Genomic DNA, 15,079 nt, shown 5'->3' with positions numbered 1-15,079 from the left:
TTTATTCACTGGAGAACCAACATGATCAAGTCGCGCGCCGCCGTTGCCTTCGAGGCCAAGAAACCCCTCGAGATCGTTGAAGTCGATGTCGCCCTGCCCAAGGCCGGTGAAGTTCTGTTGCGTGTGGTTGCCTCCGGTGTCTGTCATACCGATGCCTACACCCTGTCGGGCGCTGACCCGGAAGGTATCTTCCCGTCGATCCTCGGTCATGAAGGTGGCGCGGTGGTTGAAGCGATCGGCGAGGGCGTGACCTCGGTCGCTGTCGGCGATCATGTGATCCCGCTGTACACCCCGGAATGCCGCCAGTGCAAATTCTGCCTGTCGGGCAAGACCAACCTGTGCCAGGCGATTCGTGCGACCCAGGGCAAAGGCCTGATGCCAGATGGCACCACGCGTTTTTCCTACAAGGGCCAGCCGATTTTCCACTACATGGGCACCTCGACGTTCTCCGAATACACCGTGCTGCCGGAAATTTCCGTCGCCAAGATTCCTAAAGAAGCGCCACTGGAAAAAGTCTGCCTGCTGGGCTGCGGTGTCACCACCGGCATTGGCGCGGTACTTAATACAGCCAAGGTAAAACCGGGTGATACCGTGGCGATTTTCGGTCTTGGCGGTATTGGTCTGTCGGCGGTCATTGGCGCGGTAAAAGCCAAGGCTGCGCGCATCATCGCCATCGACATCAACCCGGCCAAATTCGAGATCGCCAAACAGTTGGGTGCAACCGACTGCGTGAACCCGAAAGACTTCGACCGTCCGATCCAGGAAGTCATCGTCGACATGACCGATGGCGGCGTCGACTTTTCCTTCGAGTGCATCGGCAATGTCCAATTGATGCGCGCCGCACTTGAGTGCTGCCACAAAGGCTGGGGCGAGTCGGTGATCATCGGCGTCGCCGGTGCCGGTCAGGAAATCGCTACCCGCCCATTCCAGTTGGTCACCGGTCGCGTCTGGCGCGGTTCGGCGTTCGGCGGTGTGCGCGGTCGTACCGAGTTGCCGAGCTATGTCGAAATGGCCGAGACCGGCGAGATCCCGCTGGATACGTTCATCACCCACACCATGGGCCTGGAAGATATCAACAAGGCTTTCGACCTGATGCATGAAGGAAAAAGCATCCGTTCCGTCATTCATTTCTGAGGTCGGTCATGAGCCTGGAAAATATCTCCTGCCAGAAAAGCTTCGGCGGCTGGCACAAACGCTACCGGCATCGCTCCGACGTGCTCGGTTGCGACATGGTGTTTGCCGTGTATCTGCCGCCGCAAGCGGAGCAGGGCGGCAAACTGCCGGTGCTGTACTGGTTGTCCGGCCTGACCTGCACCGACGAAAACTTCATGCAAAAGGCCGGCGCCATGCGCATGGCCGCCGAGCTTGGGTTGATCATCGTTGCCCCGGACACCAGCCCGCGCGGTCCCGATGTGCCGGGTGATCCGGACGGTGCCTGGGACTTCGGCCTAGGCGCCGGGTTTTATCTGAATGCCACGCAGGAACCCTGGTCGCGGCACTATCGGATGCATGACTATGTCGTGCAGGAATTGCCGGCATTGGTCGAAGCCCATTTCCCGGCTTCGGACAAGCGCGGTATCAGCGGCCACTCCATGGGCGGTCACGGCGCGCTGGTCTGTGCGTTGCGCAATCCGGGGCGTTATCAGTCGGTGTCGGCGTTCTCGCCGATCAACAATCCGATGGATTGCCCGTGGGGTCAGAAAGCCTTTTCCCGCTACCTCGGCGAAGACCGTTCGAAGTGGCGCGAGTGGGATGCCTGTGCGCTGATTGCCGAGGCTGACGAGAAGCTGCCGCTGTTGGTCGACCAAGGTGATCGAGATGATTTTCTCGCCACCCAGCTCAAGCCTGAAGCCCTGCAACAGGCGGCCAAACTGGCCGGTCATCCGCTCACGTTGCGCTTGCAACCGGGCTACGACCACAGCTATTTCTTCATCGCCAGCTTTATCGATGAACACTTGCAGCATCATGGACGTGCTCTAAGCGCCTAATGACTGACAAAGCAGGTAGAATCACGCCCTGACAAAAATCGGGGCGTTTTTTTTATGCGTATTGGCCACGGCTATGATGTGCACCGTTTCGCTGAAGGCGATTTCATTACTCTGGGCGGCGTGCGCATTGCACACGGCTTCGGGCTGCTCGCTCATTCCGACGGTGACGTCCTGCTGCACGCCTTGAGCGATGCCTTGCTCGGCGCTGCTGCGCTGGGTGATATCGGCAAGCATTTCCCGGACACCGACCCGACATTCAAGGGTGCCGACAGCCGTGTGCTGTTGCGTCATGTCGTCGCACTGGTCCACGCCAAGGGCTGGAAGGTCGGCAACGTCGATAACACCATCGTCGCCCAGGCGCCGAAAATGGCCCCGCATATCGAATCGATGCGTGCGCTGATTGCCGCGGATCTTCAAGTTGAGTTGGATCAAGTGAACGTGAAAGCTACCACCACCGAAAAGCTCGGCTTTGTCGGTCGCGAAGAAGGTATTGCCGTGCACTCCGTTGCCTTGTTGCTGCGCGCATGAACGAACTGCAATTGCTTGGCCCGCGTGCCTATGGTGAAGCCCTCGGCACCGCTGTACTGAAAGCTACGGCGGAAGATTTCCAGGTCGATGAAGTACTCAATATTCCGCTCAGCGGCGACGGCGAGCACCTGTGGATCTGGGTGGAAAAACGCGGCCTGAATACCGAAGAGGCAGCACGTCGAATCGCCAAGGCGGCGGGCGTGCCATTGCGCACCGTCAGTTACGCCGGTCTCAAGGATCGTCAGGCGCTGACGCGTCAGTGGTTCAGCGTGCAACTGCCGGGCAAGGCCGACCCCGATCTGTCGGCGGCGGAAAACGATACGCTGAAAGTCCTCAAGACCGGTCGGCACAAACGCAAGCTGCAACGCGGTGCCCACTCGGCCAACGGTTTTACCTTGCGCCTCACGCAATTCGCTGGCGACAAAGCGGCGATCGAAGCGCGTCTGCAACTGATCGCCAAACAAGGTATTCCGAATTATTTCGGCGCCCAGCGTTTCGGCTTTGACGGTGGCAACGTGGTCGATGCCCGTAGCTGGGCCGCGCGCAAGGCCTTGCCGGAGCAGCGCAACGTGCGTTCGCGTCTGCTTTCCACCGCCCGCAGTTTTCTGTTTAACCAAGTGTTGGCGGCGCGCGTCGCTGATGGCACCTGGCAGCAAGCGCAGGTTGGCGATCTGTTGGCGTTTACCGACAGCCGCAGTTTTTTCCCGGCCGGTGAGGCCGAGTGCAGCGACCCGCGTCTGGCGATTCTAGACCTGCACCCGACCGGCCCGCAGTGGGGTGAAGGTGACTCGCCGGCGACGGGCGCTGTCCATGAACTGGAGCAGGCAATCGCCGCCCGCGAAGCAGACCTTCGCGATTGGTTGATTAACGCCGGAATGAGCCACGAACGTCGCATCCTGCGGCTGCCCATTGGTGGGTTGACGTGGCATTATCCCGAGCCTGACATTCTGCAACTGGAATTCGTCCTGCCGGCCGGATGCTTTGCCACTGTATTGGTGCGCGAGCTTGTTGATCTGGTGCCGGTGGGGCAGACGGACAGCCCATGCGTATTCTGATTTCTAACGACGATGGGGTAACCGCACCCGGTCTCGCCGCGCTTTATGCTGCGCTGGCGGATTACACCGAATGCGTGGTTATCGCCCCGGACCAGGACAAAAGCGGCGCCAGCAGTTCGCTGACGCTCGACCGTCCGTTGCACCCGCAAACCCTGGCCAACGGCTTTATCAGCCTTAATGGCACACCGACCGATTGCGTGCACCTGGGCCTCAACGGCTTGCTGGAGCGCGAAGCGGACATGGTGGTTTCCGGCATTAACCTGGGCGCCAACCTGGGGGACGATGTGTTGTATTCCGGTACCGTGGCAGCGGCCCTCGAGGGGCGTTTCCTGAAGCGGCCATCGTTTGCCTTTTCGTTGGTCTCACGGCAGGTCGAGAACCTTCCCACAGCCGCTTACTTTGCGCGCAAACTGGTGGAAGCCCACGCTGACCTTGACCTGCCACCGCGCACGGTGCTGAACGTGAACATTCCCAATTTGCCGCTGGACCACATCCGCGGAATCCAGCTGACGCGCCTCGGCCATCGCGCCCGCGCCGCGGCACCGATGAAAGTGGTCGACCCGCGCGGCAAGTCCGGCTACTGGATCGCCGCCGCAGGGGACGCCGAAGACGGCGGCCCGGGCACCGACTTCCATGCGGTGATGCAAGGCTATGTATCCATCACGCCGCTGCAACTGGATCGCACCTTCAATGATGCTTTCGCAAGTCTCGACGGCTGGCTGGAGGGACTGCGCTGATGGCTCGTGAACAAGACCCGATGCATCGCGGTATCGGGATGACCTCGCAACGTACCCGCGAGCGTCTGATTCAGCGGTTGTACGAGGAAGGTATTTCCAACACCAAGGTGCTGGAAGTGATCCGCCTTACGCCACGACACCTGTTTGTCGACGAAGCGCTGGCGCACCGTGCCTACGAAGATACGGCGTTGCCGATCGGTAACAACCAGACGATCTCCCAGCCTTACATGGTGGCCCGCATGAGCGAGCTGCTGCTGGAAGCGGGGCCTCTGGACAAGGTAATGGAAATCGGCACAGGGTCGGGTTATCAGACCGCAATCCTGTCGCAATTAGTCGAGCGGGTTTTTTCCGTCGAACGCATCAAGGTTCTGCAGGACCGGGCCAAGGAACGCCTGGTTGATCTGAACTTGCGCAATGTGGTTTTCCGCTGGGGCGATGGTTGGGAAGGCTGGCCTGCGCTGGCGCCGTACAACGGCATTATCGTGACGGCGGTGGCGACCGATGTACCTCAGGCCTTGCTCGATCAGTTGGCACCTGGAGGGCGACTGGTCATACCGGTCGGTTCGGGTGAAGTGCAACAGTTGATGCTGATCATCCGCGAAGAACACGGGTTTTCCAGGCGTGTTCTGGGGGCGGTGCGTTTCGTTCCATTGCTCAACGGCCCCCTGGCCTGAGCATTTGTCCGGGCGCTGTGAATTCTCTTCGATTGCCTCTGTCTTACAGCGGCGTCGATCGGTTAAACGGGTTTCATCGTCAGGTAGCAAACGTGTGCTTCGCTTCATTAAAGGTAAAGCCTGCACAGCCCGTTATACTGGTGACACTTCATGCCGGGAGCGCGGCAATTCAATATTTCAGCCACCACAAAGGGAGCGGCGGGTGAGTCTCACAGTCATTGCGCAGCGAATGGGTATAACGAGCTTTCAGCGCCTGGTGACTGGCCTAGTCTTGAGTACCTTGCTGGTCGGTTGTTCCAGCAACAAGTCGAGCGACGTACGCGTCGTCGATCGCAACAATGCCGTGGCCCAGCGTCCGGCAGTGACCACGGGCCAGTATGTGGTTCGACCTAAAGACACCTTGTTTTCCATCGCCTTTCGCTACGGCTGGGACTACAAAGCCCTCGCGGCACGCAACAACATTCCTACGCCTTACACGATACATCCGGGTCAGACGATTCGCTTTGACGGTCGCACCGGTTCAACGCCGACGGCGGTGGCCAGCCCGGCCGATTCGGCGCCTTCATCGTCGAGTAAAACCACAGTAATCCGGCGCCAGCCAAATGGCGCAACTACGACGACAACGGTGGTTGCACCGTCCGTCGCCAACAAGCCCGCACCCGCTCCGATGCCTCCCGCAGGCCCGGCCCCGACCGGCTGGGGGTGGCCTTCTAATGGCATTCTCATTGGAAAATTCTCTTCAAACGGTAGTTTGAATAAAGGAATTGATATCGCCGGGGATTTGGGACAGCCTGTTTTAGCTGCGTCTGATGGGACGGTGGTATACGCCGGGAGTGGCTTAAGGGGCTACGGCGAATTGGTCATCATCAAACACAGCGACACCTACGTCAGTGCCTACGGTCACAACCGCAGGCTGTTGGTTCGGGAGGGGCAGCAGGTCAAGGTCGGACAGACAATTGCCGAAATGGGGTCAACGGGTACAGACCGGGTGAAACTGCATTTTGAGATTCGCCGACAAGGTAAACCTGTAGATCCGCTGCAGTTCCTGCCACGTCGTTGATTTGTTACCAGCCTGTTCCGTCACGTAGAGGGAACAGGCTCCAGCGTTGCCAAGGATAAAGGCGCCGCTTGAGCCTGAGGTCGAACTCACCAAAGGACTATAACAATGGCTCTCAGTAAAGAAGTGCCGGAGTTTGACATCGACGATGAGGTTCTCCTGATGGAGACCGGCATCGGTACGGATTCGATGTCGAATGATGAAGGGGCTGCTCCACCTTCCGTTCGTGCCAAATCCAGACACTCCGCCTCGTTAAAGCAACACAAGTACATCGATTACACGCGTGCGCTCGATGCCACGCAGCTGTACCTCAATGAAATCGGCTTTTCCCCTCTGCTGTCCCCCGAAGAAGAAGTTCACTTTGCACGCTTGTCGCAAAGTGGCGATCCGGCCGGGCGCAAACGCATGATTGAAAGCAACCTGCGGCTGGTGGTGAAAATCGCCCGACGCTATGTCAATCGTGGCTTGTCGCTGCTGGACCTGATCGAAGAGGGCAACCTCGGACTGATTCGGGCGGTAGAAAAGTTCGACCCCGAACGAGGCTTCCGCTTTTCGACCTACGCAACCTGGTGGATTCGTCAGACCATCGAGCGCGCGATCATGAATCAGACCCGGACCATCCGGTTGCCGATCCATGTGGTCAAAGAGCTTAACGTGTACCTGAGGGCCGCACGGGAGCTGACGCAAAAACTCGATCATGAACCCTCACCCGAAGAAATCGCCAACCTGCTGGAAAAACCGGTGGGCGAGGTCAAGCGCATGCTGGGCCTGAACGAGCGGGTTTCTTCGGTCGATGTCTCACTGGGTCCGGATTCGGATAAAACCCTGCTGGACACCCTTACCGACGACCGTCCGACCGATCCATGCGAACTGCTGCAGGATGACGACCTGTCCCAGAGCATCGATCAATGGCTCTCGGAACTGACCGACAAGCAGCGCGAGGTGGTGATACGCCGCTTCGGTCTGCGCGGTCATGAGAGCAGCACACTGGAAGATGTAGGCCTGGAAATTGGCCTGACCCGGGAACGCGTCAGACAGATTCAGGTTGAAGGCCTGAAGCGTCTTCGGGAGATTCTGGAGAAAAATGGCCTGTCGAGTGAGTCGCTGTTCCAATAAGCAAATCGCTTGAGCGGCATGCAAAAAGCCCCGACTGTTTCGGGGCTTTTTGTTGTCTGGCTGATGCTCCTGCAATGACGATATGTTTGTAGTCTTGCGGTGTAAGTCTTGGCTTACTCTTGCGTAAGTGTTCGCTATTTTTACACCCTGGAAGACGACTACTGTTCGCCGATGATTTTTTTAATGCTTTGATTTTTATAGGTATTTATAAAAATCAGGAGCATGTGACAGCGGATTTTTGCCGCGGAGGGTGATTGCTCTTGCTCGGGAATTCTCTAGTATTCAGGTTGTGTCGACGGACAGACACGCCCTTCAAGGATGAGGGGAAAGGACATTGCAGGATGCGATTCATCAGGACGATGAAAAGGAACACAGGGAATAGGGAAAAAATGTGGGCGGGTCAAACCGCCCCTTTTTTTGTCTTTTTTTTGGTTTGGATGTCACTTTATTTTCCGCGTGGGCACTGTTCTTTGTAGGAGCCAGCTTGCTGGCGATGGCGGCTTGATAGCCGACCGTTTTCTTCCTGGTGTACATATCCGTTTCTGCGGTAACGGCGGCTATTGGTTTCGCCCTTACGGCGAGTCACTTGGAAAAGCCCCAAGTAACCAAGGGCTCTTGCCCCTTTCGTTCGGTGCCTCGCTCCGGTCCTGCTCCGTGGGCCCGCCGCCATCGGCCATCCCTGGCCGGGGGCGGCTAACCCGGCATCCATGCCGGGTTGCCCACTGCGCAGAACCTCCACTCGGCCTCTCGAGGGGGCGCTCAGATCAAAAGCTGAAGGCGAGCTAACGCTCGGCCTGATGAGTGGTGAAAATCAAAAGCGTACGTGCCCCTCTGTAGGAGCTGGCTTGCCAGCGATGGTCGTCAACGATAACGCGTGCTGCCTGGATAGACGCGGCGTACTTGAATCCATCGCCAGCAGGCTGGCTCCTACAGGAGTGGCGTGATCCCGGTTCTGTCTCACGACACAGAATTTGTAGGAGCTGGCTTGCCAGCGATGGTCGTTAACGATAACGCGTGCTGTCTGGATTGACGCGGCGTACTTGAATCCATCGCCAGCAAGCTGGCTCCTACAGGAGTGGCGTGATCCCGGTTCTCTCATACGACACAGAATCTGTAGGAGCTGGCTTGCCAGCGATGGTGGTCAACGATAACGCGTGCTGTCTGGATAGACGCGGCGCACTTGAATCCATCGCCAGCAAGCTGGCTCCTACAGGTTTTTGCGTTATCAACTTTTTTGCCTGCAAAAAAGCAAAAAGGCCCGCAAGGGGCCTTTTCGGGAACGCAGGGTCAATCAGCGTTCGAGGTCTTTGATCTTGCCTTTGACGCCATCCCACTCTTCGGCATCGGGCAACGATTCTTTCTTCTCGGTGATGTTCGGCCAGATTTCGGCCAACTCAACGTTCAGCTGAATGAATTCCTGCATCTCTTCCGGGACTTCATCTTCGGAGAAGATGGCCACGGCAGGGCATTCTGGTTCGCACAGTGCGCAGTCGATGCACTCATCCGGGTGAATCACCAGGAAATTCGGGCCTTCGTAAAAGCAGTCCACCGGACAGACTTCTACGCAGTCGGTGTACTTGCACTTGATGCAGTTGTCGGTGACGACGAAGGTCATTTCTAATTTTCTCCTCAGGCGGCGGCAGCGGAGCCCCTTCACGTTGGGGTCGCCAGGTTTGGGAGCGATAGTCTGCAGGCCAGGCTATTAGCCTGCAGCATCCCAAACCGCGCGAGATTCTAACAGCTTGCAGGCAAGTGCGTTAGATCCGTGTCTTTAGTGTATAGAGCATTTCTAGTGCACGACGCGGTGTCAGGTCGTCCAGATCCAGTTTGGCCAGTTCTTCGAGTACCGGATGCGGCAGGCTGGCGAACATATCGCTTTGCTGTGGCGCGGCCGATTTGCCTTTGGCAGCCTTGGGCACTTCATGCGGCAGCGCGGTGGCTTCCAGGCGACCCAGGTGCTCGCGAGCGCGCACGATCACTTCGCTCGGCACGCCGGCCAGTTGTGCAACGGCCAGGCCATAACTCTGGCTGGCAGGCCCGGGCAGCACGTGGTGCAGGAACACGATGCGCTCGTTGTGCTCAGTGGCATTGAGGTGCACGTTGGCCACCAGCGGTTGCGCTTCCGGTAGCACCGTCAGTTCAAAATAGTGCGTGGCGAACAGCGTGTAAGCCCGCAGCTGCGCCAGGCGTTCAGCCGCCGCCCATGCCAGGGACAGGCCGTCGAAGGTGCTGGTGCCGCGACCGACTTCGTCCATCAGCACCAGGCTGCGCTCGGTGGCGTTGTGCAGAATGTTGGCGGTTTCGCTCATTTCGACCATGAAGGTCGAGCGTCCACCGGCCAGGTCGTCGCTGGAACCGATCCGGGTAAAGATCCGGTCCACCAGCGACAATTCGCAACTGGCCGCCGGCACGAAGCTGCCGATGTGCGCCAGCAGTACGATCAACGCGGTCTGGCGCATGTAGGTGGATTTACCGCCCATGTTCGGACCGGTGATCACCAGCATGCGCGTGTTGTCGTCGAGGCTCAGGTCGTTGGCCACGAACGGCGTGGTCAGCACTTGCTCGACCACCGGGTGACGACCCTGGCTAATGCGCATGCACGGCTCGTCGACGAAGCGCGGGCAGTTCAGGTCGAGATTCAGCGCGCGTTCGGCGAGGTTGCTCAGCACGTCCAGCTCGGCCAGGGCTGCAGCGGTGTCTTGCAGCGGCGGCAATTGGCTGATCAAGTCTTCGAGCAGCGCTTCGTAGAGCATCTTCTCGCGGGCGAGGGCGCGACTCTTGGCCGACAGCGCCTTGTCCTCAAACGCCTTCAGTTCCGGCGTGATAAAGCGTTCGGCGCCTTTGAGCGTCTGGCGACGGATATAGTCGGCCGGCGCCGATTCAGCCTGCTTGCTCGGCAGCTCGATAAAGTAGCCGTGAATGCGGTTGTAACCGACTTTCAGGTGCGACAGACCGGTACGGGCCTTCTCGCGTGCTTCCAGATCGATCAGGAACTGCCCGGCGTTTTCGCTGAGCGATTGCAGGTCATCGAGTTCGCTGTCGTAACCGGTTTTCAACACGCCGCCGTCACGGATCACCGCAGGCGGGTTGTCGATGATGGCTTTTTCCAGCAGGGCCGCCAGTTCAGGGTAGGTGCTGGTGGTTTTCGCCAGTTGAATAATGTGCGGCGCTTCCAGCTCGGCCATCGCCACTTGCAGCTCGGGCAATGCGCCGAGGGCATCGCGCAGACGCGCCAGGTCGCGAGGGCGCGCATTACGCAAACCGATGCGCGCGAGAATCCGCTCGATGTCACCGATTTCCTTGAGCTGCGGTTGCAGCTTTTCGAAACGGTAAGCGTCGAGCAGGCACGTGATCGAGGTCTGGCGCGCCAGCAAAACGTTCAGATCCCGCAGCGGACGATTCAACCAGCGGGTCAGCAAGCGGCTGCCCATGGCGGTCTGGCAGCGATCGACCACCGATTGCAGCGTGTTGTCGCGGCCACCGGCCAGGTTGGTGTCCAGTTCCAGGTTGCGACGGCTTGCGCCATCCAGCACCACGGTGTCGTCCAGGCGCTCATGGCGCAGGCTGCGCAAATGGGGCAGGGCGGTGCGCTGGGTTTCCTTGGCATAGCTGAGCAGGCAGCCGGCAGCGCCGATGGCCAGGGTCAGGTTCTCGCAGCCAAAACCCTTCAGGTCCTGGGTCGAAAACTGCTGGCACAGACTTTTCAGCGCCGAGTCGCGCTCGAAATCCCACGGTGCACGACGACGAACCCCACGGCGTTTCTCCGCCGGCAAATCCTTCGGCCAGTCATCCGGGATCATCAGCTCCACCGGATTGACCCGCTCCAGTTCCGCCAGCAGGTTTTCCCAGCCCTTGATCTCCAGCACGGAGAAATTGCCGCTGGTGATATCCAGCACCGCCAGACCGAACAGACGCTCGTCACCCAGCACCGCTGCGATCAGGTTGTCCCGACGCTCATCCAGCAGCGCTTCATCACTCACCGTGCCCGGCGTGATGATCCGCACTACTTGCCGATCCACCGGCCCTTTGCTGGTCGCCGGGTCGCCGACCTGTTCACAGATCACCACCGATTCGCCGAGCTTCACCAGTTTCGCCAGGTAACCTTCCGCGGCGTGGTAAGGAATCCCACACATCGGAATCGCCTGGCCAGCCGACTGCCCACGGGCGGTCAGGGTGATGTCCAGCAACTTGGCGGCCTTCTTCGCGTCTTCATAGAAGATCTCGTAGAAGTCACCCATGCGATAGAACATCAACTGGTCGGGGTGCTGGTTCTTCAGGCGCCAGTACTGCTGCATCATTGGCGTGTGAGAGGACAGATCGGAGAGTGCTTTATTCATCGGATAATCAGGCAAATTCGTTGAAAGGTGTAGGGCAAAGGAGGGACATCGGCCCGGCTTTTCCGCGATGGGCGCAAGGTTACCATGGGCGGTCTGCCCGACGCAGGCAACTAAAGCTGTGCGATACATTTCTGCTGTCTATGCACGAATTATGCAATTCTGCATTTGCCTCGGTAAAAAAGATCAAGCACTATGCGCGTTATGCAAAAACGCAATGTTTCTTCCGTCTTAAGAGCGCTGCTCGATCAGCACGGGATCTCCCCCACGGAGCTTCACCGTCGCACCGGCGTGCCTCAATCCACTCTCTCGCGGATCCTCGGCGGGAAGATTGTCGATCCTTCGGATAAGCACATTTCGAAGATCGCCGAGTACTTCGCCGTGAGCACCGATCAGTTGCGTGGCCGCGCGGATGTCGCGCCTGCCGCCAATTCCGGTCGCGATGAATTGCATTCCGAACTCAAGGACATAAGCCTGTGGGACGACGATACGCCTGTCGATGACGACGAGGTGTCGGTCCCCTTTCTTCGCGAGGTTGAATTGGCTGCTGGATCAGGAAGATTCGTCATCGAAGAAAGCGAGCGCTCTAGCTTGCGCTTCGGCAAGCGCAGCTTGCGCCATAACGGTGTGCAGTTCGACCAGGCCAAATGCGTGACGGTGCGTGGTAACAGCATGCTGCCGGTACTGCGTGACGGCGCCACCGTGGGGGTCAATGCCGGCAAGTGCGGGATCGGCGATATCGTCGATGGCGACCTTTATGCGATCAACCACAACGGTCAGCTGCGGGTTAAACAGCTTTATCGCCTGCCGACGGGGATTCGCCTGCGGAGCTTCAATCGCGATGAACATCCGGACGAGGACTACACCTTCCAGGAGATCCAGGAAGAGCAGATTGTCATCCTCGGCCACGTCTTCTGGTGGGGCATGTACGCCCGCTAACCTCATCGCTGTCAGATAAAACCCGCCATCGTGCGGGTTTTTTTTCGCCTGCTGAAAACCGCCAACGCCTTTGTCTGTGGGGCTTCCATGCGTCAGTGCATTTGTAATGCATAAATAAATGCATTTATGCATTGACTGTATATGCATCCATGCATATTCTTTGTCTCAAGCCGCTCAACAAAGCAGCTCGAAACGAAGTTCTTTAGTTCCACGACAAAGGCAGCGATGAACCGGCCTCAACGGTTCAGAGGGTTGGCAACTGACCCGGGTGTGCAGCGTAAAGCACCGAAAGCAGTTATCCGGCGGGCAGGGACCGCGGTCGGAAAAACAATCTGAATGGACCCGTACCGCGCCAGTAGCGCCGAAAGGTCAACGCGAAGGACCGCATTACTGAAAAGCCCGGCAAGCGCCGGGCTTTTTGGAATGCCTACCTGAGGCAGAAGCCGAAAGGCCGGTATGCCGGCGATCATTAAGGAAAATGAATATGAAAAAGTACGCACGTGTTGTTGATGGCAAAGTCGACAACATCTTCGAAACCGTTAACGCCATCACCGACGAATTTCCATCCGATCAACTCTGGGTGGAGGTCACCGGGTTGTCCAGCAACCAGGTCGACTACTCCTACAACGCAGTCAACACCGACGGTGCGTGGACTTTCAACTCGGGTTTCCCTTACCCAAGTTCGCCATTGGGTGAGCAGCTGCGCAATGAAAAGACTCAACGGCTCGACAAGGTCAAGGCCAGCGTTGAAGCCACTGCGTTGCAATTCAAGGTCGACCTGGGCCTTGCCACTGCCGCTGAGGCCGCCTATCTGCTCGCTTACAAGCAGTTTTGCGTCGCCTTCCATCAAGTCAACAAACAGCCGGGTTTTCCGCTGACCATCATTTGGCCCGAGATTGCCTAAGCGAGTGTCAGTTCATTTGTTCCGTCCCTCGATACACGGGACCGCATTACTGAAAAGCCCTGTCATGACCGGGCTTTTTGGAATGCCGACCTGACGTCAGGCACTCAACAGGGAAGCTTTGAAATACACACAGCACTCAATATTCACTCACAAGGAGGCGTGACATGACAAACGAGCAACAAGCGTTGCTGGACATGCCGATCTGGCTGGTCATCGTGCTCGCCCTGGTGGGCGGGGTAACCGGCGAAATGTGGCGTGCCGACAAGGAGGGCGCTCGCGGCTGGTCATTGCTGCGGCGTCTGGCCCTGCGTTCCGGGGCCTGCATGATTTGCGGGGTGTCGGCCATCATGCTGCTGTACGCCGCCGGCCTGTCGATCTGGGCGGCCGGCGCGTTTGGCTGCCTTACGGCGATGGCAGGCGCCGATGTCGCCATTGGCCTTTATGAGCGCTGGGCGGCCAAGCGGATCGGCGTGTGTGAAGTGCCGCCGCGTGATTCCCGCCCGGATCAATAAAGCCAGGTCCCTTTGCCGTTCTGGCATCCCCGGTCCGCTGCATGAACCCACGCAGCCGGACGCCTCGAAATTTGAATGGAAGCCCCTTATGTCCCTCGACATCGATAAGCCGTCGCGTCTGTTTTTTGCCATTGCCGACGCGCTGCGTGCGGTTGGCCCGGGTTTGAAGGTCGGAGGCCGCCAGGACTTCGACGGTACGTTCGATCAGGCGTGGGTCCTGATCGCCATCGAACGCAATGCAGCCGGCGACCGCGCCCATGACGGGCGCATCGCCCATGTTTTGTCGATCTCGCTGCAAATCATTGTGCCGCCGACCCTGAGTAATCCGGGGTTGGCCGCTGGCGATCTGGCGAGCGTACTCAAGGGATTGGTCACGGATAACCGCTGGGGCCTGCCGGGTAGCCAATGCGACCTGCCCATGAACATCGATGCCTTGCCGTCGACGCTCATCAGCGGTTCGCAGGAGTACCTCGCCTGGACCCTTTCCTTCACCCAGACGATTTACCTCGGCGCATTGCTGCTGGAGGACCCGCTGGGCATTCCGAAATTCGCCAAAACCTGGGAAGTCTCGAACATCGACGACCCGGACCAATACACCGCACTCGAGGGCTGAGCCATGTTCGATGCGCTTTTACGTCAGCAGCTCGGCCCGATCATTGAGCGTCTGGCCGAGATGGAGGCCGAACTTGAAGACGTGCACCGGCGCAGCGACAGCCTGTGTCGTATCGGCGTGTGCCAGGAAGTTGATGCGGCCAGCAATACCTGCCGGGTCAGCCACTCAGGATTGCTGACGCCGGCCATCCGTTTTTTCAACCCCAGCGCCGGGGCGCAAAGCGAGTCGCGGATCCCCTCGGTCGGCGAGCAATGCCTGTTGCTGAACCATGGCGGCGGCGAGGGCGGCGCTCAATCCGTGGCGTTGTTCGGGCTTAACGGTAATCGGTTTCCACCCGCCTCGACCCAGGCTTCGCTGACGCGTCGCCTCTATCTGGACGGTACGGAAAGCGGTTACGACGACGCCCTTCATGCCTTGCACTGGAAGAACGGCCCGGCGGCGTTCAATGGCTCTCGCGAAGCGCTCGAGTTGAATCTCGGGCCGGCGAGACTTGCGATCACGCCTGAGGCCATCGAACTGCAACTGGGCGCGGTCGGCTTGCGACTCGACGCTTCCGGTGTGCACCTGAGCGGCCCGGTGGTGGATCACCAGGGACGCGTCATCAGTACCGCATAAAGAGTTT

General features: G+C 58.9%; 15 protein-coding genes. 13 read left to right on the top strand and 2 right to left on the bottom strand.

What is annotated here, in order from left to right:
- Positions 1–21 precede the first annotated feature (21 nt).
- The 8 genes from J4E42_RS18155 to rpoS all read left to right on the top strand — a co-directional run bounded on the left by J4E42_RS18155 (position 22) and on the right by rpoS (position 7,155).
- Positions 22–1,134 carry an S-(hydroxymethyl)glutathione dehydrogenase/class III alcohol dehydrogenase gene (locus J4E42_RS18155; protein ID WP_008029001.1) on the top strand — a complete coding sequence of 371 codons (1,113 nt, stop codon included), beginning with the start codon at positions 22–24 and terminating at the stop codon, positions 1,132–1,134.
- A gap of 8 nt (positions 1,135–1,142) precedes the next feature.
- Positions 1,143–1,988, top strand: coding sequence for an S-formylglutathione hydrolase (fghA, locus tag J4E42_RS18150; protein WP_008029003.1), 846 nt, complete (start codon positions 1,143–1,145; stop codon positions 1,986–1,988).
- A 54-nt stretch (positions 1,989–2,042) separates the two neighbouring features.
- Positions 2,043–2,516, top strand: a complete 474-nt coding sequence (ispF, locus tag J4E42_RS18145; protein ID WP_008029005.1) for a 2-C-methyl-D-erythritol 2,4-cyclodiphosphate synthase — start codon at positions 2,043–2,045, stop codon at positions 2,514–2,516.
- Positions 2,513–3,571: a tRNA pseudouridine(13) synthase TruD gene (gene truD, locus J4E42_RS18140; protein ID WP_207285804.1), complete on the top strand. Its 1,059-nt coding sequence runs from the start codon at positions 2,513–2,515 to the stop codon at positions 3,569–3,571. The genes ispF and truD overlap by 4 nt, the downstream gene beginning before the upstream one ends.
- Positions 3,559–4,308, top strand: coding sequence for a 5'/3'-nucleotidase SurE (surE, locus tag J4E42_RS18135; protein WP_008029009.1), 750 nt, complete (start codon positions 3,559–3,561; stop codon positions 4,306–4,308). The genes truD and surE overlap by 13 nt, the downstream gene beginning before the upstream one ends.
- A gap of 38 nt (positions 4,309–4,346) precedes the next feature.
- Positions 4,347–4,982, top strand: coding sequence for a protein-L-isoaspartate(D-aspartate) O-methyltransferase (locus J4E42_RS18130; RefSeq protein ID WP_177318174.1), 636 nt, complete (start codon positions 4,347–4,349; stop codon positions 4,980–4,982).
- 202 nt (positions 4,983–5,184) lie between these two features.
- A complete protein-coding gene (locus J4E42_RS18125) occupies positions 5,185–6,042 on the top strand; it encodes a peptidoglycan DD-metalloendopeptidase family protein (protein ID WP_008029014.1) in 858 nt (285 codons plus the stop codon).
- Between the two features lie 105 nt (positions 6,043–6,147).
- Complete coding sequence (gene rpoS / locus J4E42_RS18120) at positions 6,148–7,155, top strand: RNA polymerase sigma factor RpoS (protein WP_008029016.1); 1,008 nt, start codon at positions 6,148–6,150, stop codon at positions 7,153–7,155.
- Between the two features lie 1,291 nt (positions 7,156–8,446).
- Here rpoS and fdxA read toward each other — a convergent pair.
- Both fdxA and mutS read right to left on the bottom strand, forming a co-directional pair.
- Complete coding sequence (gene fdxA, locus J4E42_RS18115; RefSeq protein WP_007908827.1) at positions 8,447–8,770, bottom strand: ferredoxin FdxA; 324 nt, start codon at positions 8,768–8,770, stop codon at positions 8,447–8,449.
- Positions 8,771–8,912: 142 nt separating this feature from the next.
- Positions 8,913–11,492 (bottom strand): DNA mismatch repair protein MutS, encoded by a 2,580-nt coding sequence (gene mutS, locus J4E42_RS18110; protein WP_008039328.1) that lies wholly within the window; start codon positions 11,490–11,492, stop codon positions 8,913–8,915.
- Positions 11,493–11,693: 201 nt separating this feature from the next.
- On the opposite strand from mutS, the gene J4E42_RS18105 reads away from it, so the two are divergent.
- The 5 genes from J4E42_RS18105 to J4E42_RS18085 all read left to right on the top strand — a co-directional run bounded on the left by J4E42_RS18105 (position 11,694) and on the right by J4E42_RS18085 (position 15,072).
- Positions 11,694–12,428: an XRE family transcriptional regulator gene (locus J4E42_RS18105; RefSeq protein ID WP_008039327.1), complete on the top strand. Its 735-nt coding sequence runs from the start codon at positions 11,694–11,696 to the stop codon at positions 12,426–12,428.
- 484 nt (positions 12,429–12,912) lie between these two features.
- On the top strand, positions 12,913–13,332 hold the full coding sequence (locus J4E42_RS18100) for a tail fiber assembly protein (protein ID WP_207285803.1): 420 nt from the start codon (positions 12,913–12,915) through the stop codon (positions 13,330–13,332).
- A gap of 164 nt (positions 13,333–13,496) precedes the next feature.
- Positions 13,497–13,844 carry a phage holin family protein gene (locus J4E42_RS18095; RefSeq protein ID WP_008039324.1) on the top strand — a complete coding sequence of 116 codons (348 nt, stop codon included), beginning with the start codon at positions 13,497–13,499 and terminating at the stop codon, positions 13,842–13,844.
- 88 nt (positions 13,845–13,932) lie between these two features.
- On the top strand, positions 13,933–14,457 hold the full coding sequence (locus tag J4E42_RS18090) for a hypothetical protein (protein ID WP_207285802.1): 525 nt from the start codon (positions 13,933–13,935) through the stop codon (positions 14,455–14,457).
- Between the two features lie 3 nt (positions 14,458–14,460).
- Positions 14,461–15,072 carry a phage baseplate assembly protein V gene (locus tag J4E42_RS18085; RefSeq protein ID WP_008039320.1) on the top strand — a complete coding sequence of 204 codons (612 nt, stop codon included), beginning with the start codon at positions 14,461–14,463 and terminating at the stop codon, positions 15,070–15,072.
- The last annotated feature ends 7 nt before the right edge of the window (positions 15,073–15,079 follow it).

Origin of the sequence: Pseudomonas sp. FW300-N2A2, assembly GCF_017351735.1 — a bacterium.
GTDB lineage: Bacteria > Pseudomonadota > Gammaproteobacteria > Pseudomonadales > Pseudomonadaceae > Aquipseudomonas > Aquipseudomonas migulae.
Note: the sequence above shows the minus strand (reverse complement) of the source record. Positions and strands in the feature narration are given on the sequence as shown.

Excerpts from the sequence above, each read along its gene's own strand:
- J4E42_RS18090 (WP_207285802.1), top strand. The coding sequence starts at position 13,933 with ATGTCCCTCGACATCGATAAGCCGTCGCGTCTGTTTTTTGCCATTGCC.
- J4E42_RS18130 (WP_177318174.1), top strand. The coding sequence starts at position 4,347 with ATGACCTCGCAACGTACCCGCGAGCGTCTGATTCAGCGGTTGTACGAG.
- fghA (WP_008029003.1), top strand. The coding sequence starts at position 1,143 with ATGAGCCTGGAAAATATCTCCTGCCAGAAAAGCTTCGGCGGCTGGCAC.
- J4E42_RS18105 (WP_008039327.1), top strand. The coding sequence starts at position 11,694 with ATGCAAAAACGCAATGTTTCTTCCGTCTTAAGAGCGCTGCTCGATCAG.
- fdxA (WP_007908827.1), bottom strand. The coding sequence starts at position 8,770 with ATGACCTTCGTCGTCACCGACAACTGCATCAAGTGCAAGTACACCGAC.
- J4E42_RS18085 (WP_008039320.1), top strand. The coding sequence starts at position 14,461 with ATGTTCGATGCGCTTTTACGTCAGCAGCTCGGCCCGATCATTGAGCGT.
- rpoS (WP_008029016.1), top strand. The coding sequence starts at position 6,148 with ATGGCTCTCAGTAAAGAAGTGCCGGAGTTTGACATCGACGATGAGGTT.
- truD (WP_207285804.1), top strand. The coding sequence starts at position 2,513 with ATGAACGAACTGCAATTGCTTGGCCCGCGTGCCTATGGTGAAGCCCTC.
- J4E42_RS18095 (WP_008039324.1), top strand. The coding sequence starts at position 13,497 with ATGACAAACGAGCAACAAGCGTTGCTGGACATGCCGATCTGGCTGGTC.
- mutS (WP_008039328.1), bottom strand. The coding sequence starts at position 11,492 with ATGAATAAAGCACTCTCCGATCTGTCCTCTCACACGCCAATGATGCAG.
- J4E42_RS18100 (WP_207285803.1), top strand. The coding sequence starts at position 12,913 with ATGAAAAAGTACGCACGTGTTGTTGATGGCAAAGTCGACAACATCTTC.
- J4E42_RS18155 (WP_008029001.1), top strand. The coding sequence starts at position 22 with ATGATCAAGTCGCGCGCCGCCGTTGCCTTCGAGGCCAAGAAACCCCTC.
- surE (WP_008029009.1), top strand. The coding sequence starts at position 3,559 with ATGCGTATTCTGATTTCTAACGACGATGGGGTAACCGCACCCGGTCTC.
- ispF (WP_008029005.1), top strand. The coding sequence starts at position 2,043 with ATGCGTATTGGCCACGGCTATGATGTGCACCGTTTCGCTGAAGGCGAT.